General features: G+C 64.0%; 21 protein-coding genes. 9 read left to right on the top strand and 12 right to left on the bottom strand.

Going from position 1 to position 26,517, the window contains the following annotated elements:
* Positions 1-499: 499 nt before the first annotated feature.
* Positions 500-2,962, bottom strand: coding sequence for an outer membrane protein assembly factor BamA (gene bamA / locus ACVWW6_RS33715; protein ID WP_456683214.1), 2,463 nt, complete (start codon positions 2,960-2,962; stop codon positions 500-502).
* Positions 2,963-3,310: 348 nt separating this feature from the next.
* Here bamA and ACVWW6_RS33720 point away from each other — a divergent pair, with 348 nt between their 5' ends.
* From ACVWW6_RS33720 to ACVWW6_RS33745, 6 genes are all read left to right on the top strand, one after another.
* Positions 3,311-3,676, top strand: a complete 366-nt coding sequence (locus ACVWW6_RS33720) for a hypothetical protein (RefSeq protein WP_049832366.1) — start codon at positions 3,311-3,313, stop codon at positions 3,674-3,676.
* A gap of 254 nt (positions 3,677-3,930) precedes the next feature.
* On the top strand, positions 3,931-5,457 hold the full coding sequence (locus ACVWW6_RS33725; protein WP_456682187.1) for an efflux transporter outer membrane subunit: 1,527 nt from the start codon (positions 3,931-3,933) through the stop codon (positions 5,455-5,457).
* Positions 5,454-6,686: an efflux RND transporter periplasmic adaptor subunit gene (locus ACVWW6_RS33730; RefSeq protein WP_028170786.1), complete on the top strand. Its 1,233-nt coding sequence runs from the start codon at positions 5,454-5,456 to the stop codon at positions 6,684-6,686. Before ACVWW6_RS33725 ends, ACVWW6_RS33730 begins: the two co-directional genes overlap by 4 nt.
* A 1-nt stretch (position 6,687) precedes the next feature.
* Positions 6,688-8,649 carry a MacB family efflux pump subunit gene (locus ACVWW6_RS33735; RefSeq protein WP_456682188.1) on the top strand — a complete coding sequence of 654 codons (1,962 nt, stop codon included), beginning with the start codon at positions 6,688-6,690 and terminating at the stop codon, positions 8,647-8,649.
* Positions 8,650-8,749: 100 nt separating this feature from the next.
* Positions 8,750-9,463, top strand: coding sequence for a response regulator (locus ACVWW6_RS33740; protein WP_038966216.1), 714 nt, complete (start codon positions 8,750-8,752; stop codon positions 9,461-9,463).
* A complete protein-coding gene (locus ACVWW6_RS33745) occupies positions 9,460-10,779 on the top strand; it encodes an ATP-binding protein (protein WP_456682189.1) in 1,320 nt (439 codons plus the stop codon). The genes ACVWW6_RS33740 and ACVWW6_RS33745 overlap by 4 nt, the downstream gene beginning before the upstream one ends.
* A gap of 261 nt (positions 10,780-11,040) precedes the next feature.
* Here ACVWW6_RS33745 and ACVWW6_RS33750 read toward each other — a convergent pair whose 3' ends face one another.
* The 11 genes from ACVWW6_RS33750 to ACVWW6_RS33800 all read right to left on the bottom strand — a co-directional run bounded on the left by ACVWW6_RS33750 (position 11,041) and on the right by ACVWW6_RS33800 (position 20,953).
* On the bottom strand, positions 11,041-11,949 hold the full coding sequence (locus ACVWW6_RS33750) for a flagellin (protein ID WP_161535442.1): 909 nt from the start codon (positions 11,947-11,949) through the stop codon (positions 11,041-11,043).
* 15 nt (positions 11,950-11,964) lie between these two features.
* Positions 11,965-13,713: a flagellar hook-associated protein FlgK gene (gene flgK / locus ACVWW6_RS33755; RefSeq protein ID WP_456682190.1), complete on the bottom strand. Its 1,749-nt coding sequence runs from the start codon at positions 13,711-13,713 to the stop codon at positions 11,965-11,967.
* Between the two features lie 21 nt (positions 13,714-13,734).
* Positions 13,735-14,190 (bottom strand): flagellar protein FlgN, encoded by a 456-nt coding sequence (locus tag ACVWW6_RS33760; protein ID WP_456682191.1) that lies wholly within the window; start codon positions 14,188-14,190, stop codon positions 13,735-13,737.
* Positions 14,191-14,214: 24 nt separating this feature from the next.
* Positions 14,215-14,475 carry a hypothetical protein gene (locus ACVWW6_RS33765; protein ID WP_028170779.1) on the bottom strand — a complete coding sequence of 87 codons (261 nt, stop codon included), beginning with the start codon at positions 14,473-14,475 and terminating at the stop codon, positions 14,215-14,217.
* Between the two features lie 3 nt (positions 14,476-14,478).
* The gene (gene flgE / locus ACVWW6_RS33770; protein ID WP_161535445.1) at positions 14,479-15,744 is read right to left on the bottom strand and encodes a flagellar hook protein FlgE; all 1,266 of its coding nucleotides are present in this window, start codon (positions 15,742-15,744) and stop codon (positions 14,479-14,481) included.
* Between the two features lie 19 nt (positions 15,745-15,763).
* Positions 15,764-16,432 carry a flagellar hook assembly protein FlgD gene (locus tag ACVWW6_RS33775; protein ID WP_028170777.1) on the bottom strand — a complete coding sequence of 223 codons (669 nt, stop codon included), beginning with the start codon at positions 16,430-16,432 and terminating at the stop codon, positions 15,764-15,766.
* Positions 16,433-16,646: 214 nt separating this feature from the next.
* A complete protein-coding gene (locus tag ACVWW6_RS33780) occupies positions 16,647-16,919 on the bottom strand; it encodes a hypothetical protein (RefSeq protein ID WP_028170776.1) in 273 nt (90 codons plus the stop codon).
* A 174-nt stretch (positions 16,920-17,093) separates the two neighbouring features.
* A complete protein-coding gene (locus ACVWW6_RS33785) occupies positions 17,094-17,513 on the bottom strand; it encodes a flagellar export chaperone FliS (RefSeq protein ID WP_456682192.1) in 420 nt (139 codons plus the stop codon).
* A gap of 22 nt (positions 17,514-17,535) precedes the next feature.
* Complete coding sequence (gene fliD, locus ACVWW6_RS33790) at positions 17,536-19,215, bottom strand: flagellar filament capping protein FliD (RefSeq protein WP_456682193.1); 1,680 nt, start codon at positions 19,213-19,215, stop codon at positions 17,536-17,538.
* Between the two features lie 73 nt (positions 19,216-19,288).
* The gene (locus ACVWW6_RS33795; RefSeq protein ID WP_456682194.1) at positions 19,289-20,113 is read right to left on the bottom strand and encodes a flagellin; all 825 of its coding nucleotides are present in this window, start codon (positions 20,111-20,113) and stop codon (positions 19,289-19,291) included.
* Between the two features lie 141 nt (positions 20,114-20,254).
* Positions 20,255-20,953 carry an RNA polymerase sigma factor gene (locus tag ACVWW6_RS33800; protein ID WP_456682195.1) on the bottom strand — a complete coding sequence of 233 codons (699 nt, stop codon included), beginning with the start codon at positions 20,951-20,953 and terminating at the stop codon, positions 20,255-20,257.
* Positions 20,954-21,462: 509 nt separating this feature from the next.
* On the opposite strand from ACVWW6_RS33800, the gene ACVWW6_RS33805 reads away from it, so the two are divergent.
* The 3 genes from ACVWW6_RS33805 (at position 21,463) to ACVWW6_RS33815 (ending at position 25,809) form a co-directional block, all read left to right on the top strand.
* Positions 21,463-23,871 (top strand): hypothetical protein, encoded by a 2,409-nt coding sequence (locus tag ACVWW6_RS33805; protein WP_456682196.1) that lies wholly within the window; start codon positions 21,463-21,465, stop codon positions 23,869-23,871.
* A 67-nt stretch (positions 23,872-23,938) separates the two neighbouring features.
* Positions 23,939-25,267, top strand: coding sequence for a hypothetical protein (locus ACVWW6_RS33810; protein ID WP_456682197.1), 1,329 nt, complete (start codon positions 23,939-23,941; stop codon positions 25,265-25,267).
* Between the two features lie 14 nt (positions 25,268-25,281).
* Complete coding sequence (locus tag ACVWW6_RS33815) at positions 25,282-25,809, top strand: hypothetical protein (protein WP_028170769.1); 528 nt, start codon at positions 25,282-25,284, stop codon at positions 25,807-25,809.
* The last annotated feature ends 708 nt before the right edge of the window (positions 25,810-26,517 follow it).

The raw sequence follows: 26,517 nt of genomic DNA on the forward strand, positions 1-26,517 counted from the left end.
GCGCATACGGTACCTGTCTCCCCGGCCACCGGCAATCTTTGGCCAAGCAGGGAGAGACGGCGCAGCAGCAAGTCTACCTGACCACGCCCGGTATCGGGCCGAGCGGGCCGCGGCATGCGCACGGCGCACCGGGAGGCGCCGGAGGAGCGCGGCAAACGATCGGAGGTGGTCTCGGAGGACCGGGAGGAAATGCCACGCAACGCAGGCGCATGGGCCTTGGCGGCGGTGGAGGCGGCGGCGATCCGAAGCCGGGCGGGCCAGGCGGCGGAGGCGGCGGCGGGAACGGTTGGGCCGAAACGCCGCTCGCCGCGCAGAACGCGATCATCAATGCCAAGGTCAGTCTACGCATGTCGTCACTCCTCGCGACTTCCGCCGCAGATTGCCACAAGCCTTCGTCCTCTCAAGCGTCCACACCTCTCGGGAAACATCGCGCAATGCTTTCGCAAGTACAGAAACATTTGCCCAGCCGAAGCCCGGCCGAACGCGACGATGTTGCAGCTTAGAACGACGTCCCTCCCCCGAATCTGAACTGCTGGACGGTGTCGTATTTTCCCTTGGTCAGCGGGATGGCGTAGTCGAAGCGCAGCGGACCGAAGGGCGATTGCCAGATCAACCCGACGCCGACGGAGCTTCTGATGACCTTGCTGTCGTCGTATTGCAGCCCGCAGGTGGGACACGCCGCCGAATTGACTTCGCCCGTGGCGCTCCAGGACGTCGGCCCCTGATAGTCCCAGAGCGAACCCGCATCGGCATAGACCGCGCCCTTCAGCCCAACCTCCTTCGGCAGGAACCAGAACGGCATTTGCAGCTCGGCCGATGCGCCCCAGTACTTCGTTCCGCCCAGGGCATCGCCGGTCGCGCCGAAACTGGCGTGCGAAATGTCGCGCGGACCAATACCGTTGGATGCAAAGCCGCGGACGAGGTTCGGACCCATCTGGAAGTGATCCAGCATGCGGAGATCCTTGTCGCCGACTTTGTTGAGCACCCCGCCCTGCAGATGCAGGAGCCCGACGATCTCAGCCACCAGCGGCGCGTAGTATTTTCCGTCAACGGCGGTCTTGAGGTAGCTGACATTGCCGCCGACTCCAGCAAAATCCTGCCGCCAGTCGATCAGCAGTCCGTCCGTCGGGTTCTTGTTGTTGTCGAGCGTATTGTAAGTCAGCGTGTAGCCGACGGCCGATGTCCAGGACGCGCCGTCCGACAACTCCTTGCGCACGGGCAACGACGACTCGCCGTCGCCATAGCAGCCGTAGCCGTAATACGAGGAGTCGCTGGAATAGACGGGATCAACGCCGCCAAGCACGTTCTTGATGTAGGCGGGCGTCGGATTGTAGGCCAGCGAGGCATTCGACGCATTGTTGTTGCAGTTGTTGTAGGCGCTCGAAAGCTCGATGCGCTGCTGGTAGAGCGAGTAGCGCAACTGCAGCGACGTATCCTCGCGCAAGGCGAGGCCAACGCGCGGCGAGAGCCCCAGCGTGGTCACGCCGTAACTGGTGTAGCTGTTCGCCTTTTGCTGGCGATAGGACAAGTCGAGCCCAAGCGCGATCCTTTGCTCGAGCAAATAGGGCTCGACGAAGGAGAGCGTCACGCCCCGGGAATATTGGCCGTAGGTCACCGACGCCTTTCCGTAGAGCCCGCGCCCGAAAAGGTTACGTTCGGAGATGCTGACCTCCGCCAGCGCGCCGTCGGAGGTCGAGTAACCGCCCGAGATCGAGAAATCGCCGGTTGACTTCTCCTCGAGATCGACGATCAGGATCACGCGGTCGCTGGAGGAGCCCGGCTCCGTGGTGATCTTGACCGACTTGAAGAAGTCGAGGTTTTTCAGCCGCCGTTCAGCACGGTCGACCAGCGCGCGGTTGTAGGCATCGCCCTCGGAGAGGTCGAATTCGCGGCGGATGACATAGTCGCGCGTGCGGGTGTTGCCGCGAACGTTGATCCGCTCGATGTAGGTGCGCGGCCCTTCGTCGATGAAGAAGACAACGGACACTGTTTGGGCCTCGAAGTTGCGGTCGCCGGTCGGACGCACGACGGCAAAGGCAAAGCCTCTGCGCGACGCCTCGATCTGCATATCCTCGACCGACTTCTCGACCAGTTCGACATTGTAGAGTGAACCCGCATTGACCCGCGAATAGCTGCGCAACGCGGCCGGATCGAAACCCGGCACGGTCGAGCGAAAATCGACGGATCCGACGCGATATTGCTGGCCTTCCTCGATTTTGAAGGTCACGAGAAAACCCTTGCGCCCGGGATCATACTCGGTAAGCGCGGCAACGACCTGCGCATCGGCGAAGCCGTTCTTCAAATAGAAGCGACGGATCAGATCGCGGTCGGCCTCAATCCGGTCCGGATCGTAGACGTCGTTGTTGCCCAAGAAGCTCAGCAGATTGCCCTCATGCGTCTTGATGACGTCGCGCAGCCGTGCCGCCGAATAGCCGACATTGCCGATGAAATCGATCGACTTGACGCCGGTCTTGGCGCCCTCCGCGATCGTAAAAACGAGATCGACGCGGTTGTTCGGCTGCTCGACGATTTCGGGCGTCACGTGCACGTCGTAACGGCCGGAGCGTCGATAGATCTCGGCGATGCGCAGCGTGTCCGACTGCACGATCGCACGCGAGAAGGCGCCGCGCGGCTTGGATTGCACCTCCGCGGATAACTGCTCGTCCTTGATCTTCCTGTTGCCTTCGAAAGCGACGCGGCCGATGACCGCGTTCTCCACCACCGAGACCACGACCTGCATGCCCGCGCGCCTGATCTGGACGTCCTGGAAGAGCCCCGTGCCGATCAACGCCTTCAGGCCATCGTCGATCGCGGCCTGGTCGAGCCGGCCGTCCGGAGTGCTCTTGAAGTAGGAGCGAACGGTCTCGGCCTCCACGCGGCGATTGCCCTCGACGACGATACTCTGCGACACCTGAGCGCCCGCGGCTGTCGGCAACCCAACCATGACAACGCAGGCCGCCATCGCGATCCCGCAGATCGCGGCCGCGATCGCCCAATTTCGCCAAACCTTCATTCCACACCTCACGAGCAACTGACCGCTCTGAGACGAAAACGCTGTGGCGGTGGTGTGGCTCGAAAGTTGCTGGATCGTTGCTAACGATTTGGATTTATCGCCGCGACGGACACGCCCGAACAGGCCTGCACGAGGGCCCGCAGAACGCTCTTCAGCAGCAGAGGCGGCTGCAACGCGCGTCCTGCGCGATCGCTTGTCGGTTTGGGCGGGCAACGTCCCGCAACAAGTGAGCGATTTACTTGATCGCCCGCCGGTGCGAGAGGCCGCGAAGGCTTGGTCAATTCCGGAGAGACAAACGTGATCTCGATCGCACGCCCGACAAGAATTTCGGCCCTCATTGCTACGCTCGTCGCGTCGCTCGCGGCAATCGATGGTGCAACGGCAGCCGAGCGAAAGCAGCGGGAGAATGCCGATGTCTACGCCTACGGGCCTCGCGGCCCCAACCGCTCGTACCAGGCCGGACCGCACACGCGCATCTATGTCACCAAGAGATCCTGGCTGGACGGCGGGACCGAGGTGCTTCCCGGCGAGCGCAAGTTCACCGACTACGCATTTCCTCCGGGGATCTCATTTGCGCGCCAGAACAATAACCGGCCGCTCGACTGGCAGCCGCTCTATCCGGCTTTCGACCTCGGCGGCCTCTCCCCGGGATTTCCGTTCTAGGCAGCGGCGCAGAAGCAGCCGGCGAGGCCAGGCATGCGCCTCGTCTCGGCTCCGTACAAGTCGCAATCGCTGTTTACATTCAGCAACATTCCGCCTGCTGAAAGGCCATAGTGCGCGTGCTACTGGCCCTCATTCCGGTCCGGCAACAGGCCGACCTCGCTCTTCAAGCGCCAGAATGCGGTTCGATTTTCATCCGCATTCCCACGACATGGACGCCAGCCGTTTCGATGCCCTTTCAGCCGACCGCAACAGACTTGCCCTCGAGAAAGGAGCGGCATCAGCAGAGCGCCTGCCCGGGACTGACCTCGCCAACCAAGCGCTTGTGCGGCGCCGTCATCGTTACGAGCCTGCTCGCCGGCTGCGCCGTCGGGCCGGACTATATGGGGCCGCCTCGCGTGACGCTGCCGACCCAATGGGCCAACGCGCCCCGGCACCAAAGGGGCACCGGCGAACTCGGACGATGGTGGTTTCGTCTGCGCGACTCCCTGCTCACCCAGCTCATCGGCGAAGCAGTGGAAGCAAATCCGAGCCTCGCGAAGGCAAAGGCATCGGTCCGCGAGGCGCGAGCCACGGTTGCGCAAACCGCATCGGGCTTGTTCCCGTCGGTCACCGGGTCGGGTTCGGTGACTGACAACAAGACCAGCAGCGCAGGATCTTCTGGCGTCGCTATCGGAACGTCCCCCTACACCTTGTACCAGGCGGGTTTCGACGCGAGCTGGGAGCTCGATCTGTTCGGCGGCACACAGCGCAACATCGAGGCCGCGATTCGCTCCGAACAGTCGGCCGAAGACGAGCTGAGATATAGCCTCGTCACCCTGCTCGGCGACGTCGCCGCCTACTATGTCGATGCACGCGGCTATCAGGCGCGCATCGCGCTCGCGAGGCGAACGGCCGCTTCGCAGCGCGACACCGAGCGTTTAACGCGCACGAAATACGAGGCCGGCAGCGCCACCGCCGTCGATCTCGCCAAAGCCTCGGCCCAGGCGGCCAGCACGGAAGCCAACATTCCGACCTACGAGGCGGCCCTCGCCGCCGATACGCATCGCCTCGGCATCCTGCTCGGCCGCGCTCCGACTGCAGTATCGGGCCTCTTCGCAAAATCGGCGCCGGTCCCCGCGCCGCGCATGCCGCTACCGACGGGAGTTCCCGCTGATCTCCTGACCAACCGGTCGGACGTCGCGAGCGCCGAACGCAAGCTTGCGCAGGCCACCGCAAAAATTGGCGCCGCCGAGGCCGACCGCTATCCCAGCATCTCGCTGACGGGATCGGTGGGGACATCGGCGATTCGCGCCGGCGACCTCGCCAAATATTCCAGCGTGAGCTGGTCGGTCGGCCCCTCCATCACCGTGCCGGTGTTCGACGCCGGTAAGCGCTACGCGACCGTCAGGATCGCCGAGGCGCAGCGGGACCAGGCCTTTGCCACCTTCCATTCGACCCTGCTGTCCGCGCTCGAAGACGTCGAGAATGCGCTGGTGGCGCTCTCGCGCGAGAAGGCACGCGCCGGCAAGCTAGCGGAAGCGGCAAAAAACTATCGTGAGGCCGCACGGCTCTCGCGCTCGCTATTCGAGACCGGATCGTCGAACTTTTTGGATGTGCTTGACGCCGAACGCTCGCTCTATTCGGCCGAAGACTCGCTGATCCAAAGCCAGGTCGCCATCGCCAAGTACTATGTCACGCTGGCCAAGGCGCTCGGCGGCGGGTGGGTCGATCCGGTCGATGCCGCGACGCCGCTGATCGTCGACGCCAATACGGGGCCGCACGCCCGGGAGGCCCTGCGATGAACATCCTTGCCAGGGGATCGCGAACATGGCTCGCGCTGGCGTGCCTCCTCACCGCGATCGGCGTCGCCGCCGCCGTGCATTTCCGCAGCGGATCGGCGAAGACGACGGCGTATATCACCGCACCGGTGACGGTCAGCGACCTGCGGGAGGAAGTGCTCGGCAGCGGAACGCTGAAACCTCTGCGGCTCACGGCGGTCGGCGCCCAGGTGTCCGGTCGCATCACGTCCCTGAACGTGCGCGTCGGCGATACCGTGAAGGCGGGCGACGTCATCGCCCAGATCGACCCCGTCACCAAGCAGAACGACCTTCGCAATTCGGAGGCCTCGCTGAACAATTATCGCGCCCAGAAGGTCGAGAAGGAAGCGACGCTGGTCCTGGCCGAGGCCAATCTGGCGCGCCAGCAGGCCACCCTTGCGCAGCGCGCGACCTCCCGCAGCGATTACGACAACGCCGACGCCACCGCGAAGCAGACCCGCGCGCAGATCGCGGCGCTGGAGGCGCTGATCGCGGGCGCCCAGGCGGCGGTCGAGACCGCCAGGGTCAATCTCGACTACACCCGTATCACCGCCCCGATCGACGGAACGGTTCTTGCCGCCGTGGCTCAGGAAGGACAGACCGTCAACGCGGTGCAGTCGGCACCGACCATCGTCGTGCTCGGCCAGCTCGAGACCATGACCGTGCGCACGGAGATCTCGGAGGCCGACATCGTCAAGGTGCAGCCGGGACAGGCGGTGTATTTCACCATCCTCGGCGACCAGGACCACCGCTACGAGGCCACACTGGAGCAGATCGAGCCGGCGCCGGAATCGATCAAGAGCGATTCGAGCTTCTCCTCCAGCTCGACGAGTTCGACGTCGAGCTCGTCGTCGTCGAGTTCCACCAGCACCGCCATCTACTATATCGGCGTGTTCAAGGTGCCGAACCGCGAATTGCGGCTGCGCACCTATATGACCGCGGAGGTCCATATCGTCATCGGCGAGTCCAAGCGCACCAAGACGATCCCCGCGCTGGCGCTGACGCGGCAGCCTGACGGCCGTAACACCGTTCGCGTGCTGGACACATCCGGCGAGGTCCGCCAGCGCGATGTGAAGATCGGGCTCAACGATCGCACCACCGTGGAAGTCAAGTCCGGCCTCAGCGAGGGCGAGCACGTCATCACCGGAGAATCGTCGAACAGTGGGCCGACCTCCCGCGGCTTCCCGCAAGGTGGCCCGCCAGCGGGATCGTGACATGACCGAACCGATTCTGGCGCTCAGCCACATTTGCCGCGAGTTCATGACCGGCGACACCAAGGTCGCCGCGCTCGCGGACGTGACGCTGGACATCGATCGCGGCGAACTCGTCGCCATCATCGGCTCCTCCGGATCGGGCAAGTCGACACTCTTGAATATCCTGGGCTGCCTGGATCACGCGACCTCCGGCAGTTATCGCGTCGCCGGCGAGGACGTCGCGGCGCTCGACGCCGACGCCTTGGCCGCGCTGCGCCGCGAGCACTTTGGCTTCATCTTCCAGCGCTACCATTTGCTCTCCGAACTGTCGGCGCTCGAAAATGCCGAGATCCCCGCGGTCTATGCCGGCGATACCGCGAGCGAACGGCAGGCGCGGGCCGAACGCCTGCTGGCCCGGCTCGGCATGGCCGAGCGGCGCGGTCATCGGCCCAACCAGCTCTCCGGCGGCCAGCAGCAGCGGGTCTCGATCGCGCGCGCCCTGATGAACGGGGCCGAGGTCGTACTCGCGGACGAACCAACCGGTGCACTCGATCGCCGCAGCGGCGAAGAGGTCCTGAAAATCCTGGTGGAGTTGCATCGCGAGGGAAAGACGATCATCATCGTCACGCACGATCCCGAGGTCGCCAAGCGTGCCAACCGCGTCATCGAGTTGCGCGACGGTCTTGTTGTTTCGGACAAGCGCACCGACGCCGCCGTGGCGACGGCGGCTGCCTCCCTCCCCGCTGACAAGCCTGACACAAGGTCCAGCCGTTGGTCCGGCCTCGCCTTCCGCTTCCGGGAGACGCTGCGGATGGCCCTACTCTCGATGGCGGCGCACCGGCTGCGCTCGTTCCTGACCATGCTCGGCATCATCATCGGCATCGCGGCCGTGTCCTCCGTCGTCGCGCTCGGCAACGCCTCGCAGAACAAGGTGCTGTCCGATATCTCGAACCTCGGGACCAACACGATCGAGGTGTTTCCCGGCAAGGACTTTGGCGACGCCCGAGCCGGCAAGATCAAGACGCTGGTCCTCGACGACGCCCGTGCGCTGGACCGCCAGACCTTCATCGCCGGCGTCACGCCGACCGTCTCGACCAGCACGACGGTGCGCTACCGCGACCGCGAATCCAACGTGCTGGTGAACGGCGTCGACCGCAGCTACTTCCAGGTCAAGGGCACCAAGATCGCGGCGGGTGCGCTGTTCGACGCTGTCGCCGTCCGCAACATCGAGCGTCAGGCCGTCATCGACGACAACACAAGAAGGACATTCTTCTCCGACGATCAGAACGCCGGCATCGGCCGCGTGATCTGGGTCGGCAAGGTGCCATGCCGCGTCGTCGGCGTGATCGCCCAGCAGCAGGGCGGTTTTGGCTCCAACCAGAACCTCTCCGTCTATCTTCCTTACACGACCGTGCAGGCCCAGTTCACCGGCGATCGCTCCCTTCGCAGCGTCCTGCTGCGCGTCAGCGACGAGGTCTCGACCGACCTTGCGCAGGAGGCGGTCACCACGCTGCTCACGCGGCGCCACAGCACCAAGGATTTTGTGATCCTCAATACCGACGACATCCGCCGCACGATCACCAGCACGACGCAGACCCTCGCCTTCCTCGTGGCGGCGATCGCCGTCATCTCGCTCGTCGTCGGGGGTATCGGTGTAATGAACATCATGCTGGTGTCCGTATCCGAACGGATCGGCGAGATCGGCGTGCGCATGGCCGTCGGCGCAAGACGGGAAGACATCCTCCAGCAGTTCCTCGTTGAGGCGACTCTGATCTCGTCGCTCGGCGGGATCGCAGGGATCCTGATCGCAGTCGCGCTGGGCGCGCTCCTCAACCTTCTCCTGCCGGGGTTCCAGGTCTCCTATTCGACCTTCTCCATTGGCGCCGCCTTCTTGACGTCGACGGCGATCGGGATCTTCTTCGGCTATTTCCCGGCGCGGCGCGCCGCATCCTTCGATCCGGTGGTAGCCCTCAGCCGTGAATGACCTTAAAACCCTCGCCGCGTGTGGTAGTTTGGCTCGAACGCGGTCTTCCGGCACCGACCGGCCGCCCGCATCGACGCCAAGCAACATCGCCATTCATGCCATGAGCACCCAGAGCATCCTCATAGTCGAAGACGACCAAGAGACACGAAATCTGGTCGCACGCTATCTGCGTGAGAACTCGTTCAACGTCGGCATGGCCGCGAACGGGCGTGAGATGGACCGCTACATCAGCCAGAACCGCGTCGACCTGATCGTGCTCGACCTCATGCTGCCGGGCGAGGACGGCCTGAGCCTGTGTCGACGCCTGCGCGTCGATACCACGACGCCCATCATCATTCTGACCGCCAAGGGCGACGACGTCGATCGGATCCTCGGTCTCGAAATGGGAGCCGACGACTATTTGCCAAAGCCGTTCAATCCGCGCGAACTTCTGGCGCGGATCAACGCCGTGCTCCGGCGGCAATTGGGCGGATCGGCGGGGCCCGCGGCAAAGACCTCGGCCCGCCTGAGATTCGAGGGCTGGATCATCGATTCCCGAATGCGGGAGTTGCGTGACCCGGAGGGCGCGCAGGTGCCGCTGACGAGCGCCGAATTCGACCTGCTGCAATCCTTCTGCGAGCGCCACGGCCGCATCCTGAGCCGGGACACGCTCCTGAACATGACGCGCGGGCGGCCGGGCGGCGCCTTCGGGCGCAGCATCGACGTGCTCGTGAGCCGATTGCGCGGCAAGCTCGACAGGACCGAAGGAACCTCGATGATCAAGACCGTCAGAACGGGCGGCTATATTTTCACGCCGCGGGTGGACGAAGCGTGAGCCGGCTCCGCAAGCTCGTAAGGCTCTTTACCCTGCGACGAATCAGCGGCCAGATCGCCGCGCTGATCCTGTCAACGCTCGTGCTGATTCACGCGCTGATCGCCGGCTATGTCCTGGTGAGCCGGCCCAAGCCCAGCCTGCTGACCGACGAGCCACTGCAGCAATTCGAGCTGATTGTGCGAATTCTCGACAAGACGCCGCGAAACGAACGTCGCGTTCTCGTTGAGAATATCGGTCGCGGCCTTCCTGACCTGCAACTTCGACTGACGGAGGGCGGGCCTCGCGCGTCCGCAACTCCGACGACGGCCATCCCCTCACCGTTCGATGGCCGCGTCCAGATCGTTCAGCGACGTCCGCCCGAACAGGACAGCGTCCTCTTCGATCTCGGGGACGGCGAAGTCCTCGATGCGACAGTGAGGACGCCGAGCATTCCCGGATTTATCACCGGCCTTTGGGCAAGCACGCTGTTGTTCCTGGTCATCAGCATTACGCTGCTCGGGGTATGGGCCGGCCGGGCGCTCAGCGCGCCCCTATCGGCCTTTGCCAGGGCAGCCGAGAGCTTCAGCCTGAGCCGGTCCTCGGCACCGCTCCCCGAGAGCGGGCCCGAGGAGATCAGGTCGGCGGCGAAGGCACTGAACCTGATGCGGAACCGGATCACGTCGCTAATGAACGACCGGACCCGGATGCTCGCCGCGATCAGCCACGATCTGCGCACACCCATCACGCGGCTACGGCTGCGCTCCGAATATATCGAGGACGACACCCAGCGCACACAGACGCTGCGCGACCTCGACCAGATGCAGGCGATGCTCGAATCCGTTCTCATCCTGCTGCGTGGCGGCAGCGGCGCCAGGCCCACGCTGGTGGACATCGCGGCACTCGTTCAGATGGTATGCGAGGAGTTTGCGGACTGCGGTCACGCGGTCCATTACCACGGCCCCTCGCGGCTCACGCTCACGGTCAAGCCGGATGAGATCAGGCGGGCGCTCGCCAATCTGATTGGAAACGCCATTCGCTTCGGCAGCGAAGTGAACGTCGCCCTGTCCGTCGCAGACGCGGTCACGACCATCGAGGTCTCGGACGATGGTCCCGGAATCCCGGACGACAAGAAGGCCGCGATGCTCGAGCCGTTCGTACGGGGTGACGACGCCCGCACGATGAACGAGACCAGCGGCTTCGGGCTCGGACTGTCGATTGCCAGCAGTATCGTCGAGGCACACGGCGGATCCCTGTCGCTGCAGGACAACCAGCCTCACGGCCTCAAGGTGGCTATTGTGCTGTCTGAACGCCGATGCCAAGCGTCTGCGAACGAGTAACAAGCTCATCACACTGCCGCAACTTTCGCGATCTCGGCTCACTCAGTTGGCGCAGGAAGCTGATTTCGGCTTGCTTCAACTATCTGAAATCCGCTGCCTTCAACCTTCCGCTTCGCAGCAACACACCTTTGGCCAGGCGCCAAATTGTTCGCTTCGTCAACTGCTGAAATATCTTGGATTGCTGCTCGCTAGTCACCCTGGAACGATAGCCGTCTGACACGCCCGCCTTCGTCGGACCAGGCGCTCAGCGACTTTGCGCAACTATTTCAGATAGCTCGCGAGATTCATGCTCAGGATTTTTCCGAGCGCGGAATAGGAAGCGGTGAGCTGGGACTGATAGGTCGAAAGTTGCGCGGTGATCGCGGCAACGTCGACGCCGGTCAGGTCGCTCGACAGCGTCTCGGCAAAGCTCTTGTAGTCGCTCTGCCGCGTGCTCGCCGTTTCGATCTGCGAGGCCGCACCGGAGAGTCTGGCCTGCACCGCCACCGTGTCGTCCAGCGCCGTGCTCGCGAGGTCGAGCGCCTGGGTGATGTCAGAGGACGACAGCGAGGTGCTGTTGGCCACGAACTTCAGGACACGCATCACCTCCTCGAACGCCGAATTGTCGGCGGTGACGCCATAGGACACGGCCTGGTCGGCCGAGACGCGGACCGACGCGATTTCGCCGTCGCCGGAGTAATAGGAGGTGTCCGCGGTGGCGGTGGAGCCTGTGCCGGTGGCAAAACTCGTGATATCCACCGGCGCCGTCTCGGTCTTGCCGCCGGCAAAGACGTACTGGCCGTCATACTGCGTGTTCAGCAGCGACCCCATCTGCTCCAGATATTGCTGCGCGGTGGCGATCGCCGAATTCGCCTCGGTCGAACTGCCGGTCGAGGCGGCGCTGAGCTGCGAGCGCAACTGCGTGACCATGTCGGTCATCGATCCCACCGCCGAATACATCACCTGCACCCGGCTGTCGGCGAGCGTCGCGGCGTCGACGTAGGATTGCGCCCGCGTCACCGAAACCTGCAGATTGACCACGTGCTGAGCAGTCGAGCCGTAGCCGCCGAAATCGCTCGAGATCTGGCCCGACGATTCCTGGATCTGCTCGTTGGCCATCACCGACTGAATGCGCAGCGCATCCGCGATCAAGGAGCTGGTCTGCGCGAAGGTCGCCACCCGCATTGCCATCGGTAACCTCCCGCCTCAGCCCGACTGCACGGCGTTGAGCAGCGCAGAGTACATCGTGTTGATGGCCTGGATCAGCGCCGAGGCCGCGGAATATTTGTTCTGCAGCGTGCTCAGCCGCGCCGATTCCTCGTCCAGGTTCACGCCCGACTGCGAGGAGAGCGAATCCGCATAGGTCGATTGCGCCGTCTCCTTCGCTGTATAGGTTGAGGAGGCCTGCGACGCCTTGCTCGCAACATCCGAGACGATCGTGGCGGCGTAGTCGGCGAACGAGCTGGTGGATGCGGCGAGGCCACCCGCGGATGCAAAGCTCCTCGAGCCCGTCAGGGTGTCGTAGAGATTGTTGACCACGGTGGCCGAGCCCGATGACAGCACCTGGCTGCCGACGGTCAACGTCGATGACGAATCCAGCGTGGCGAGCGGCAGCTCGTAGCTGCCTGAGAGGAAGCTGCTCTTGACCGCAATGTCGGCAGCGCTGGTTCCTGTGACGATGTCGTTCAGGCCGAAATAATCAGACAATCGCTCGCCCGAGCTGCCTACGGAGCTCGTCATCTCGTTGATCGCGACGCCATTGCCTGAACCGGTGGCTGAGACCATCAAATGGCCGTTCGCATCGACCGATGCCGACAGGCCGGAAATGCCGTTGGTCGCGGTCACGAAATCACCGACCGTCGCGTAGGACGACAGGTCGAGATCGGCATAGGACACCAGATTGCCGCTCTGGTCGGTGGCGGCAATGCGCACCGTGCCGGTCGCCGAGAGCGCGTCCGTGCTCGCGACCGCCGTGGTCCCGGTCAGGCTGGTTGGCGGTGGCACCGACGAAGCGCTGTTGGATACGCTGTTCAGCGCGGAAGTGAGCTGCTGGGCCAGCCCGTCGAGCTGGGATTGCGCGGCCGGCAGCGTCTTGTCGCGCAGGGTGACGAGCGCGCCGATATCGCCGCTCGTGATCTGGGACGTGATGTCGACGCCGTTCACCGCGATGGCACTGAAACTCGTCGACGACGAGACGTTGGCCGCCGTCGTGTAACTGATCGTATGCGCGGTGCTGTCGACCAGCGCCTGGCCGGAGGTGGTATAGACCTGAAGATCACCGTTCGACGCCGTGAAGTAGCTGACGTTCATCTTCGAGGCGAGATCCTGCAGCGCAGTGTTGCGCTGGTCCTCGAGATCCGCGGTCGACTGGCCGGACGCTGCGACCTGCTTGATCTCGGCATTGAGGTTGGCGATCTGCTTCAGATTCTTGTTCACGTCGTCGACCGAGGATGCGATGTCCTTGTCGGCATTGGAGCGGAGTTTCTGGATGCCGCTGGAGGTCTCCCGGAGCTGGCTCACCACATCGTCGAGCGCACTCACCGCGTTGGATTGCAGCGACGCGCTGCTCGGCGTGCTCGCGAGCGACGACAGCGCCGATTCCAGGTCGGCCAGCGTATTGGCAAGCGACGTACCGGTCGACGAGCTGTCCGAGGTGCTGGTTGAGCCATAGAGGCTTTGCAGCGAGGTCAGATAAGTGTTGGTGGTATCGGCCGCGCCAAGTTCAGAGGTTGCGTCGATCAGCGACTTCAGGAGCAGCTTGTCCACCGTCGAGGTGATGCCGGTCACCGTGACGCCGGTGCCGACGCCGTTGGTGACGCTGCTCGTCTGGTTCGCGGTCTTGGTCGTGTAACCGGTCGTGTCGGCGTTCGAGATGTTCGACGACGTCACGCTGATCTGGACCTGCGTGGCCGAGAGCCCGCTGAAGGCGATCAGTCGTGCAATATCGAGCGACACGGCGGCGACCTCCTCGTTGCGTCAGGCGCGCCGGCTGGTGCCGCTGGAGACGGTCCGCGCGGCGACGACGTGGCCCGAGGCGCCATAGGGCGACACCGCCGCAATCTGCTCGCGGATCGCCTGCATCACCGCCTCGATCCGGCGGTTGCTGGCCTCGATCGCCGCGCGCAACCGCACCAGGTTCTCGTCCATCGCGGCACGCAGCTTCAGGATCCGCTCCATCAACTGCTCGCGCAGGATCATGTCCCTGACGTGCAGGCTGGTGCTGCCCCCGGCACATTCGGCGACCGTCCGCTCGAACAACTCGGCCAGCCGGTTCTTCTCGTCCACCTGCCTCAGGCGCGAGGCCGGCAAGCCCTTGGCGAGCTCCGCATTCTCCTCGGCAACCAGGGTGGTCAGGACGTCAATCAGCGCGATCAGCGACTTGATCCTGATATCGCCGCCGGCGGCACTCCTGGTAGGCTCTGCCTGTTTCATGTTCGTTGCCTTCACATCGTTCTTCTAATTCTGCGGCCGGCCGCGGCCGGCCTGCGAGCCGCGCAGATAGGCGCCGATCGCCGTGGTTCGCGCCGCCGTGCGCCGCATCTCGTCCTCGATATCCGCGCATTCGCGCAGCAGCGCGCGGCGCGTGCTCTCGACATCGTCGACCAGCGCAAGCAGCCGACCAGGATTCGCGCGGTCCACTGCACCGGCGCGCGACACCAGCCGCTTCAGGCGCAGCAGCAACCCCTCGCCGACGGCATGATCCCTGGCATCACGCATCACTCACCTCATCGCCGAGATCAGCGTGTCGTACATCTTGTTGACGGTCGAGATGACCTGCGAGGCCGCGGAATAGGCCTGCTGCGCCGAGATCATGCTGGAGAACTGGCTGCTGGTGTCTGTGGTCGAGGATTCCAGCTCGCTGCCGTAGATCGTGCCCGCGCCGTTCTCGCCCGAGGCCTGGAGAGCGGCGTTGCCCGACGTCACGGTTGCCGAATAGATGCCGTCGCTGCTTGCCGACAGACCGTTGGGATCGGCGAAGGTCGCCACCGCTATCTTGTAGATCGCAATCGTCTGGCCGTTCGAGTAGGTGGCATCGACCACGCCGTCCTTGCCGATCGAGACACTGGAGAGCTTGCCGTAAGACAGCCCGTCGGAATCGATGCTGGTGACGTTGACGGAGGGCGTGGTTTCGCCCGAGGCGTATTGCGTCAATCCATCGGTCTTGCCGACGGTGCCGAGATTGAGCGTGATCGAGCTGTCGGCGGCCCCATCGGTCCAGCCGGTCACCACGACGGTCGCCGGGCTCGGACTGGTGCTGGCGAGCGAGCCGTCGCTGTTGAAGGTGATGGCGATCGTGCCCGAGGCCGTCCCCGTCGCCGTCGTCGTGTCCGACGTGGAGGTCGGATTGGCAAAGCTCGCGCTCCAGGTGTTGGTGCCGGTCTTCGTCCAGGTGACCTGCATCGAGTTCGCCGCCCCCAGCGAATCGTAGACCGTCATCGAGCTGGTGTAGGTGTCCCCGGTCGCGGCGTCCGACGGCAAATTGGCCGCGACCGTCGTCTTGGTGGTGGCGCTGCCGCTGGTGGACGCGACCTGCGTGTTGATGGCCGTGAGGTTGCTCGCCGATTCATTGCCGACGACGTTGCCGTCGGCGTCCGTGCGCCAGCCTTCGAGGTAGTTACCGTTGTTCTCCAGATAGCCCGCATTGTTGATGGTGAACGCACCGTTGCGGGTATAGGAGATCGTGCCGCCGGACGTGGAATTCGACACCGCGAAGAATCCGCTGCCCTGGATCGCGACGTCGGTGGCGTTCGAGGTCGCTGCAAGCAGACCCTGCTGGGTGATGTTGGCGCGGCCGGAGACGGTGACGCCGCCCGAGGCGTAGGAGGTCGCGTTGCTCGACGCGGTGACGAGCGCGTCGAACATCGCCGACGTCGTCTTGTAACCGGTGGTGTCGGAGTTGGCGATGTTGTCCGAGATCATCGACAGCGACTGGCTCTGCGCGCTGAGCGCCGAGATCGCCGAGGAAAGTGCGCCGGTGAGACTCATGATAAAACTCCGGATGAGATCAGGACGTGACGCCGATGATGTTGGCGGCGCTGACGGAGACGCCGCCGACCGTGAGCGACGGCGTCGAGGTCGAGGTGTCGATGCCGGTCACCGTGCCGGTGACGGTCGTGTAGTTGAGGACGGAGTTGCCGGCGCTATCGGTCGCGTTGACCGAGATCGTGTACTGGCCGCCGTCCGAGAGCTGGTTGCCGCTGGAGTCCTTGCCGTCCCAGGTGAAGCTGTTGGATCCGGAGTTGCCGGTGCCGGTGCCGGTCCACACCGTGTTGCCCGAGGAATCCTTGACGCTGATCGAGACGTTCGAGGCTGCAGAGGACAGCGAGTAACCGAACGTCGCGGAGCCATTGCTCAGCGACGCCGTATCGGTCTTGGCCTCGACGGTGTGGCCGATGTAGTTGACCGAATTCAGCGTCACGAGGCTGGAGAATGAGCTCGCCAGCGACGTCAGATTGCTGTTGATCGACTGCTGCGACGTGAAATTCGCGTAGGAGGTGAGCTGATTGATGAAGTCGGTCGTCGAAGTCGCGTTCAGCGGATCCTGGTTTTGCAGCTCGCTGACGAGCAGGCTCAGGAAGTCGCTCGACGTCAACGACGACGCGGAAGACGAGCTCGACGACGATGATGTCGTCGTCGTTGCAGTTGAGACGGAACTCGTCGCGGAAACGGTCATCGCACACCCCGGTTCTAGGCGACCGGCGCGCTCGCATTACGGAGCAGTTGCGCGCTGATCTCTGTGCAGATGAAACGGGACCGGACGGGAATTCAGGCGCGGATTTGCACACGCGCGATCACTGTTCGACTCGGCAAAATCTGCCGTGTGAAGACGTCAGGCAGAGATGAAGAACTGTGGGACGATCTCGATGCCGATGCGACGACGCGAGCGATCAGCCCCTCGCCGTCTCGCCCTCGGTAAGCGCCTCGGTGGCATCCGTGCCGCGCTTGGTCGCCGCGGCAACGATGCGGTCGGCGAGCCCCGCCGGCGCGCGCACCGGCGGCGCGGCCAGCGCCGCGCGGAGTGCCTGCGCCTGCGCGAGCAGGGCCTGCGCTTCAGCGGACCGGGACAGCAACTGTTCGGCGGACAGGCGGCGATCGTCGGGCCAGCGCGAGACGTCCTCGCCCAGCCGATCGATCAGATCCTCAAACTCGGTGACGTCCATCGTCCGGATATCCGCCTCGCCAAGCCCGTCATAAAGCATTGCTGGCGCGCCGGAAACCGAATTCGCGCTGTGATCCGCGCCAAGCCGCGCCAGCACGGCCGGAACGGCCGCGAAAGCAGCCGCCCGGACCCCCTCGCCCCGGTTATTCACGGGATCCATGGGACCGCCCGGCCGCTACCGTGACGGAGCCGAATCGGCCTTGCCGCCCCGGCTCGCCGCATCGACGAATTCCCACGCCTCGCGCATCTCGGCCAGGCCGGCGATGATCCGCCGAAAGCTCTCGCGGGCGTTCGGCCGGCCATAGGCCTTGAGGCTCGCCAGGATGAGCGCGCTATAGGTCTGGTACAGCCGCTCCGCGACGTCCCCGCCCTTGGTGAAATCGAGATTGTGGCTGAGCCCGCGCAGGATGGCGGTCGCCTTCATCAGGTACTCATGTCCTTCCTCGAAGCGCCGCGCCTCCTGCGCCACGAGCGCCTTCTGCAGGAAGGTGGCGGCCCCTCCGAGCAGCATCGACACCGCCTTCAGCGGCGGCACCGTGGTCGCCGCTCCGCGATAGGCCTGGTTGGCCAAGTACGCCATCTGGTTATGCATCATCACTCACTCGGGTTCCACGCTATCAATTGCTCGACGAGTTCAGCAGCGCCTTCAGATAGGTCAGCGTGCTGTTGGCGCTCTCGATCGCCGCCTGGTACTTCGCATATTGGGTCTGGAGCTGGGACTGCAGCGTCGACGCCGCGCTGTTGATATCGTCGACCTTCTGCTGCAGATCGTCGTCGCGTGTCGTCAGATTGGTGATCAGGGTTTGCAACGCACCGCTCGACGAGGAATAGTTCTTCGCGAGCTGATAGAGCTGTGTGGCGAGACCTGACGTCGACGTCACCGTGATCGACTGCGAGGTCGAGTCGCTATAGGTGAAGGCCATGCCGGCATAGATCGATCCGGACGCGCCGATGATCGTGGTGCCGCTGACCGTGAATAGCGAGGAATCGCCGCCGACTGCGGCCGAGGTGAGATTGCCGTCGGAATCGACCGTCAAATCCAGGGTGAAGGATTGCGGCGACGTTCCGGTGTTGACGACGCTGAGCTGGCTCGATGACGTCGTGGTCTGCGCAGACAAGAGCTTTGTCACGCCGCTCAGATTGGTGCTCAGGACGTCAGACAGCGTCGAGGTATCGAGCTCGAGCTCGTTGTTCTCGTTGAAGGACAGGCCGAGATCGGCCATCGTCAGTCCGCGGACGGTGCTGTTCAGGCTGTTCTGAAGCGCGTCCATGATGTTGCGCATGGTGCCGTCGCCGAACAGCACTGCACTCGAGGATGCCGTGCCGTCAGTGCCCGTCGCCTGCTGGGCGATGACCTCGTCACGAAACGCATTGTAGTTGGTGACGAAGGTCTCGAGCGCCGACTGGATCTGGCTGGTATCGGTCTCGATGCTGATGTTCAGCGACGTCCCGTCCGGCGTGGCCTGGAGCAGGTTGAAGGTGACCCCGGTCAGCACGTCGGAAATGTCGTTGGTGTCGCGGGTCATCGCGATGCCGTCGAGGGTGAATTCGGCCGACTGCGCCGCCTGGAGCACGTCGGTGAAGGCCCCTGAGCTGTCGGTTACGCCCAGCTTGCTGAGGATATCGTCGCCTGACGTGCTGGAATAGGTGATGTCGGCGGCGTCCGCCGTGCCCGTCAGCACCATCTCATAGGAGCCGCTCGACACCTGGACGATCGAGGCCTGCACATTGGTCGTCGAGGTCTGGGCATTGACGGCATCGACGACGTCCTGCAGCGACATCGTGCTGGTCACCGTGATATCGGATGTCGAACCGCCCGCGAGGCCGAGCGAGAAGGTGCCGGAATAGCCGAGCTCGGCGGTCTGGCTCGACTGCGAGGTGCCCACCACCTTGTGCGCGGCCGCGAGCTGGCTGATGGTCAGCGTATGGTCGCCAGTGGCGGCCCCGCTCTTGATGCTCATGGACAGCGTCGACGATGCGCTGACGTCGCCCGTCGAGCTGATGCTTGCGGAACGGGTCGAGAATGCGTTGGTGGCGAGCGAATTGACCACCGACGTTGCGAGCGACGCCAGCCCGGAATACAGCGTCTTCAGGTCGCTCTGCAGCGTCTGATAGGCCGATATCTTGGCCTGGTTGCTGGTGATCGACGTCGAGATCGTCGTCGCCTGCGCCGTCTTGGCGTCAACGGCGGACTGGATCAGCGCCGACCAGTCGACGCTGCTCGAATTGGTCGTGCCGCTCGTGGTGATCGAGACCCCCGAGCTCGTCGTGCTGGTGCTCGAACTGACGCTGGTCACGTGCCTGGCGATCCCTGGAAGGTGCCGGGCCGGCCTCTTGCCGGCCCGGTCAGATCATGATCAAAGCGAACGCTTAGCCGAGCAGCTTGAGCAGGTACTGCGGCATCTGGTTCGCGGCCGCCAGCGCCGACACAGCAGCCTGGGTCTTTACCTCGGCCGACGACAGCTTCGACTGCTCGGACGCGATGTCGACGTCCTTGATCGCGGAGTTGGCGTTCTGCAGGTTCTGGGTCTGGGTCGAGATCGAGTCGGCGCTGAAGTTGAAGCGCGACTCCTGGGCGCCGATGCTGGCGCGCGCGGCCGAGACGGTGTCGATGGCGGTGTCCAGCGCAGTCAGCGCCGAGGTCGCGCCCGACTGGGTGCTGACGTCGAGCGAGGTGACGCTGAGCGAGGAAGCCGTCAGGCTCGACAGCGTGATGGTGATGGTATCGGAGCCGGACGAGCCGACCAGGACAGAGACGCCGGAAGCAAACACGCTGGAGCCGTCGAGCAGGCTCTGGCTGGAATAGCGGGTGCCGCTGGCGATCGAATCGATTTCGCTGGTGAGCTGCGAGAATTCCGAGTTGATGTAGGCGCGGCTGGAATCAGTCGTGGTGCCCGAGGCGGATTCGGAGGCCAGCGACTTCATGCGCGCGAGAATGTCGGAGATGTTGGAGGCGCCGCCGTCCGCGGTCTGCAGGATCGCCGTCGCCTGCGAGGCGTTGGTTGCCGCCTGCTGGAGCGTGGTGACGTCGGACGAGATGCGCGTGGAGATCGCCAGACCGGCGGCGTCGTCGGAGGCGGATGTGATGCGCGAGCCGCTCGACAGTTTTGAGAGCGAGCTGGTTTCCTGCGCGGAATTGACGTTGAGATAGCGGACCGCGGCATTGGCGGCGGTATTGGTGTTGATTGCGGGCATTGGAAGCTCCTGTGCTGATGGGCATGACGTGCCGCATCGTGGAAAGACTTATGACGACGCGGGCGCAGCCCCGTCCACCCGCTCAAACGAAGGAGCGCCGAACGATCAGGCGGGAAATCTTTCGAGAGCCGGATTTTATGATTAGCAGTCGGTAAACGCGGTGCGGATGTCGCGCTCGTGCCGGCGCAGGAGCTGGCGCAGTTGCTGACGTCCGCGCTTGAGGAGCGATTCCACTGCGGCCACGGTAGAGTCCATGACCTCTGCGATCTCGCCGTTGCTCATGTCCTCATGATACGACAGGATCACCGCGATCCGCTGCTGCTCCGGCAGCCGCAGCATCGCCTCTTCCAGCATGCCGTTCAGCTCGTTGCGCTCGATCACGCGCGATGCATCCGGCTGTCCGTCGGCGACCTCGGGCACGGTATCGACATTCTCGGTGCGCGGCTTGCGGCGGAGGTCGATGCAGCGGTTGGAGATGACGCGATAGAGCCAGGTCGAGAACTTTGCGCGGCCATGCTGCCAGCGGCCGCGATGACTCCAGATCTTCAGCATGCTGTCCTGCACCACGTCCTCGGCGTCCGCCGCGTTGCCGACGATGCGCAGCGCGATCGCATAGGCACGATCGATGTGCCGCTCGACAAGCATCCGGAAGGCGGTCTCATCGTCAGCGGCAAGCCGATCGAGAAGCTCGCTGTCCTCGTCGAACACGACATCGGCCGCGACCGGCTCGCCGTCAGGCGCGATCGAAGCCGACGCGATCACCGGTGCGTTCGCTTCGCTCGTGATCGTCGTCGCGATCTCGGCTTCGGCGCGAGCAAAAACGTCCACCGCAAAACTCATCCCGCAATCTCCAACCCGCAATGCCGGCGGCGCATCTTCCGCACGGCTTCCAGGCGTTGAACGCGAGGCGAAAACAATCCAGGCGCATAATTTTTGTTATTTTTCAAGATGTTAGTTGGAAGCTTTTGCCGGCCGGCCGGCAAAGATTGCCGACGGCGTGCGGCGAAGCGCGCACTCGTTCTGCAATCATCGACATCGTCTCGCATCATCGCGGATCATTCATCTCGAACAGAGCTGCACAAAAACGCTGTGATTACGCGGCACTGAACTGATCGCACCCATCACGCGACACGCGTGCGAATGATCGATTGTTTCCGAGTGGAAACGAACGCGAGACAACTTTTTCACTCGGCAGTTTTTGCCGAATCACAATTCGAACCTAGCGGATTTTTCTATTCTGTCAGGCGCGAGATGCGCGATTTCGAATCGCACATCGATTATTTTCGCCATCGCACGCCTGAATTCGTCCGCACACACGTTGATCGCTTCGATTGGCGGAGAATTTCGGGATGAACGTCGCAACGGTCGACGCACAGCGTCGCGCGCAAATTGTTTCTGCTTGGTCGTTCGATGTTTTCGATACGTTTCTGATGCGCGCCTGCACGACGCCGGATGGTGTGTTTGAAAGGACTTACGAGCTATCGGGCATTTCAAGAACTTGTCCGAATGTTTCCGCCAGTTTCGTTCAGCATCGCATGCAGGCCGAATCACGTGCACGCCGGACCGCGAAGGAGACGCGGGGGACCAGCGAAGTGCACATCGACGACGTCTATTCCTTCTTTCCGTTCAGGCTGTTCGGCCTGAAGCGCGCACATCTGCGCGATCTCGTCGACGCCGAGCTCGAGCTCTGCCGCGTCAACCCGGACATGCTCCGGCAATATCTGGACATGAAGCATTTGGGCCATCGGGTCGGGTTCATCTCCGACACCTATTGGAACTCGGACCAGCTCGCGCGCCTGTTGCGCGCCTGCCGTCCGGGATTGTCCTGGGACTTCCTCTATGCGTCCTGCGACCACGGCAGCAGCAAGAGCGAAACGTTGTTCGCAACATACCTCACTGAGCAGAACGTTGATCCGGCAGCATCCTTTCATATCGGCGACAATGACCGCGCCGACATCAAGGGCGCGAAGCGCCACGGCATCCGCCCGCGCTATTATCCGCAGGCCGGTCAGCAACTCGCGTCAAGATTCCAGCGCGAGACCGCGATATTCGAGCTGCTGTGCCCGGGGCAGCCTGCGCGGCTTGACCATGGCGCGCGTACGCTGCGGCGCATGGTGGCGGCGCGCAGCGCGGAGAGGCCGCCGGCCTATCACTTGGGGTTGACGGTCCTCGGCCCGATCATGACGGCGTTCGACGTCTTCGTTGCTGATCGCTGCGCGGAGCTCGAGGAGCCCGGCCGGCGGGTCGCCGTCGGCTTCCTCGGGCGCGACGGCTTTCTGTCGCACCGGATTTGGCACAGCGGTCGTGACGCCGCATCCGCCTATGTCGAAATCAACCGCCGCGTCAGCCTGATCGCCTCGGCTGACACCATGCAGCCGCTGCTCGACCTGCTCGGAAAAGTCTTGAAGATCGACGCGCCGACCTTTCGCGACATGCTGAAAGTGCTGCCATCAGCAGTCGCGGACTTCTTCGCACAATGTCCCAACGGGATCGCGACCGGCGCTGCGCTGGCGGATGCCCTGCCCGAGCTGATGGACGCGCGGGAGATCACCAAGCTTGCCGCAGGCCAGCGCGCCCGGCTGCTTGCTTATCTCCGGCATGTCATCCCGGATTTCGGTCGCTGCACCGATCTCGTGCTGGCCGATCTCGGCTATTCCGGCAGCGTCCAGAAGGCGCTGCGCCGCATCTTCGACCAGGAGGGCATCGCGATCCGCCTGCACGGCGCCTATTTGATCTCGCTTGACGACACTCTTGACGATCTTGCCGACTGCGATACCGCTAAAGGCTTCATCTCCGATCTCGTGGTCACCCCGCACGTCAAGCGCATGCTGATCCGCAACGTGGCCCTACTCGAGCAGATCTGCTGCTCTGCCGACGGCTCGGTGCACGATTACGACGGCGCGCAGGTGCTGCGCGAGATCAATCCGCGACCGGGAGTCCAGATTGCTCTGGCCTCGGAGATCCAGGCGGGCGCGCTCGCCTATGCGGCAAACGCTGGCAAAATTGCTGCCGCCATCGGGCTCGAGCCCCATGCGGCGCCCGATATCGCAGCGCGCTGGAGCGCGGCGACGTTGGCGCGGCTCCTGCTGCTCCCGGACGACGACGAACTGGCGTTGCTCGGCGAGCTCAAGCACGACATCAACCTCGGGAGGCACGCGTTGGCGCCGATGCTCGACACGGGCTTCATCCGCGATCAACTCACCGCGCAAGGCCTAACCGCCGCGTGCACCTCGGCCGCGCCGCCGATGTGGCTTGCGGGCAGCTTTGCTGGCTTGTCCCCGTCGCACGCCTATCTCTACGCCTTGTTCGGAGCGAACCGCTTGCCCGCCGATGTCTTCGAGGAGACGCCTTGCGGCGCGTTGCAGGTGGGACTGTTCCGGGCGAATGGTGACGCCGCGGTCGAAACCGTCACCATGTTCCGCACCGGACTTGGCGAACTGCGCCTGCGCATTCCGGTATCGCGCGCCATGGCCATCGCCATGATCGCGCTGCCGCTGGCGAAGGCCGCGCGCGACGGTCAGCTTCACGGCGTGACCATGCAGCTCGGCGACAGCGTTCGCGACGCCGCCGAGAGCCAGGACGTGGCGGGCGTCCCGGCGGAACGGTTGACCTATGCGGGCCTGACGCTGACCGGAGCCTCCTATCACGCTACGGACGACGAAGGTTGCCTGCTGATCCCGGTCGGCCCGCTGGCACGCGAGATCGCGATCTATTCGGTGGCCATCACCCCACTCGGTCACGCGGACCATCGCGATTAGTGCGCCCGGATTAACCCCCTCGGCCGTTGGAGTGTACGGGCCGGCATGACGCAAGGGGGCACGGGAATTGACCGACGACACGCACGCAAAGCTCGACAACCTCCTGCGGTCGGCGAACATCCGGCTCGGCCGGATCCAGCGGAACCGCCTCGCCTGGCTGGTGGACCGCTACGGCGCTCCGACGCTCGGCGGCCATTATGAGGGGCAGCGTCACGGCGGGGTCATCGTCCTGACGGAGCCGCCGAGCGGTGCCGCGGCCGAGCTGTTCTATCGCTCGCTGCATTCCGGCTGCGCCGTCGTCATTCCCTTCGGCGAAAATCCCGGCTTCGACTTCCTCAAGTCGAAACTCACCGAGTTTGGCACGGTCAGCCCGAGCGCCGAGGGCCCGCACGAATTGTGGTGGGGCGGCATCGGCTGGTCAAAGCTGTCAGCGAGCGCCGATGGCGCCACGATCCGGCCGCGCATCGTCTCCTATTATCCATTCGGCAGCGATCCCGACGACATTCGCAGCCTGCGCCGATCGCTCGACGAGTTGGAGCTCGATTCGCATATCGAGCCGGTCGCGGCCGAGCTCGGCGAACAAGTGCTCTGTTTCGAGAAGGCCGAGTTCCTGGCCCGGATGTGGCAACGCTACAGCGAGCCGCTACTGTTCGTCGAAGCCGGCGCAACCCTGTGCGAGGCGCCCTTGCTGCCGTCGGCGCTCGGCTGCGACGTCGCGCTCCACAAATGGAACCGCTGGGAAATGTCGGCGCGCACGCTTTATCTCGGCCGCACCGCGCGCGCCGGGCAGTTGCTGCGGAGTTGGCACCATCTCGCGGCGTCATATCCGTCAATCTGGGACGGCTATCTGCTCGACCAGGCCTGGGGCCTCACCTCCTCGGAAGGGCCGCTCGACACGGTGTGGCTGCCGCGCTCCTACCACGCCATGAAAGGCGACCTCGCCGCCGCACGCGCCACCATCCTGCACAGCGAGCAGACCACGACGACCAGCCTCGGCCCCGATCCGGGCTTCGCCGGCCTCGTCCGCGCAGCGCGCCGTGCGGGCCGAACCGGCGCGCGCGACGCCTTCATGGTCATGACGTCGGAAGCCGCCAACGAGAACGGCGTCGCCGTGATCCTGCGCGACATCGAGGCCAATGACGCCCGCGCGGTGGCCGCCACGGTGGAGGCCGTAACCGGCGCCTTTGCAGCCGATTGCGGCGGATACAAGCGTTTCGAGCTATCGTTGTGCGCCCTGAAGGACGATCTCGGTGCTGCCCAGGCGGCGGCACAGCAGGCGCGCTATCGCATCCTTGAGATTGCGCCGGGCCAGTCGATCCCGCGCGATTTCTTCGCCGCGCATGCACATCACCCCGCCGATCACGCGGTCGTGACCGCCCGCCATCCCTTTCCCTGACGGACATCAGCGCCATGCTCAAGACCATCATCCTGCTTACCCAGACCGTCCAGCAGCAGCGCCCGCTCGCAAATCTGCTGCGCGAGTTTAATCCGGATCTCGCCTTCTGCTCCGCGCTCTCCGCCCAGGATCTTGCCGCCATCGCACCCGACATCCTGCGTGACGCCCGCCTGGTCTCCTTTGCCAATGACATTCCCGTGTCCCAGAAATTCCTGCTTCGGCTCGGCCACGGCGCCTACAAATTCCATGTCGCGCCGGTGCAGTATCCCGGTCTTCCGGCGTCGCACGACGACAGCGAGGACCCGCGCTGCTTTTCGGCGATCGCGCAATCGATCGCGATCTGGCCGGACTGCCGCCACGTGGTCGGGCTCGAGACCGTGACCGTCCCTGACGACGCCACGCCCGCGGAGCGCGAGCGGTTGATCTTCACCCGGCTCGCGCATCTGTTCTGGCGGATGTCGAGCCTGATCGCGACGGACGCAGAACTTCGCGGTATCATCGACAGCACAAAGAGCAAGCCTACGTTTGCACAGATGAACTAAGTAGGGATCCAAGAGCTGAACCGATTGATCGGAGAAGCCTTGATCGTGGATGTGATGACGGAAAGATCTACGCAACTCGCGGCACGCCTATAACTGGGGCGCACACCGTCTCTTCATCCGCCAGCAGACTGCCGTCATCAACTTGATCCGCGCCTATTGTGTCGAGTTCGGGATTGTCGCCCGGTCGGTCACGGGGTTGTCGAGCAACTACTGGAAGTCGTCGCCAATATAGCGAGAGTCTTCTTGAAGGTGCCCTAGGCCTGATCACGTTAGCTGTGAAGAGATTTTTCTTGATCTCCCGGTGCACACATCGTGCACATGCCGCCCTCTAACCAACTGAAAATATTGAACTCTCGCTCCGATCCATCATGGGCAAGTTTGAGCTAGCTCCAGCAAATAAGGCCCGAGCCCGCCATATCGACAATCGTACCTCCGCACCTTCGGCTGCAAACTGCGCCGCCCGGGAATCGGTGGTTGTGAGAGCGCGCGACACCCGGCTCTTGTGCTTGCTTGAACGCGCCATTCCAACGCTGGCCGCGAAAAGTGACAATTGCCTCCGAAGGCAAAGGTCACACGTTCGACCCGTGTCCGGCGCGCCGGTAAAATCAGCTATTTACGTAATAGAACGCTTTCTAAGAATAACTCCGGGTAAGCGCCAACTGAGCCTCCGTGATAGATCCAGCCGCGATGCAGGGCAGCTGTAGCCCG

Source organism: Bradyrhizobium sp. USDA 3311, from assembly GCF_054062495.1.

Excerpts from the sequence above, each read along its gene's own strand:
- bamA (WP_456683214.1), bottom strand. The coding sequence starts at position 2,962 with ATGGCGGCCTGCGTTGTCATGGTTGGGTTGCCGACAGCCGCGGGCGCT.
- ACVWW6_RS33730 (WP_028170786.1), top strand. The coding sequence starts at position 5,454 with ATGAACATCCTTGCCAGGGGATCGCGAACATGGCTCGCGCTGGCGTGC.
- ACVWW6_RS33735 (WP_456682188.1), top strand. The coding sequence starts at position 6,688 with ATGACCGAACCGATTCTGGCGCTCAGCCACATTTGCCGCGAGTTCATG.
- ACVWW6_RS33740 (WP_038966216.1), top strand. The coding sequence starts at position 8,750 with ATGAGCACCCAGAGCATCCTCATAGTCGAAGACGACCAAGAGACACGA.
- ACVWW6_RS33750 (WP_161535442.1), bottom strand. The coding sequence starts at position 11,949 with ATGGCAATGCGGGTGGCGACCTTCGCGCAGACCAGCTCCTTGATCGCG.
- ACVWW6_RS33760 (WP_456682191.1), bottom strand. The coding sequence starts at position 14,190 with ATGAAACAGGCAGAGCCTACCAGGAGTGCCGCCGGCGGCGATATCAGG.
- ACVWW6_RS33765 (WP_028170779.1), bottom strand. The coding sequence starts at position 14,475 with ATGCGTGATGCCAGGGATCATGCCGTCGGCGAGGGGTTGCTGCTGCGC.
- flgE (WP_161535445.1), bottom strand. The coding sequence starts at position 15,744 with ATGAGTCTCACCGGCGCACTTTCCTCGGCGATCTCGGCGCTCAGCGCG.
- ACVWW6_RS33775 (WP_028170777.1), bottom strand. The coding sequence starts at position 16,432 with ATGACCGTTTCCGCGACGAGTTCCGTCTCAACTGCAACGACGACGACA.
- ACVWW6_RS33780 (WP_028170776.1), bottom strand. The coding sequence starts at position 16,919 with ATGGACGTCACCGAGTTTGAGGATCTGATCGATCGGCTGGGCGAGGAC.
- ACVWW6_RS33785 (WP_456682192.1), bottom strand. The coding sequence starts at position 17,513 with ATGATGCATAACCAGATGGCGTACTTGGCCAACCAGGCCTATCGCGGA.
- ACVWW6_RS33795 (WP_456682194.1), bottom strand. The coding sequence starts at position 20,113 with ATGCCCGCAATCAACACCAATACCGCCGCCAATGCCGCGGTCCGCTAT.
- ACVWW6_RS33800 (WP_456682195.1), bottom strand. The coding sequence starts at position 20,953 with ATGAGTTTTGCGGTGGACGTTTTTGCTCGCGCCGAAGCCGAGATCGCG.
- ACVWW6_RS33805 (WP_456682196.1), top strand. The coding sequence starts at position 21,463 with ATGAACGTCGCAACGGTCGACGCACAGCGTCGCGCGCAAATTGTTTCT.
- ACVWW6_RS33815 (WP_028170769.1), top strand. The coding sequence starts at position 25,282 with ATGCTCAAGACCATCATCCTGCTTACCCAGACCGTCCAGCAGCAGCGC.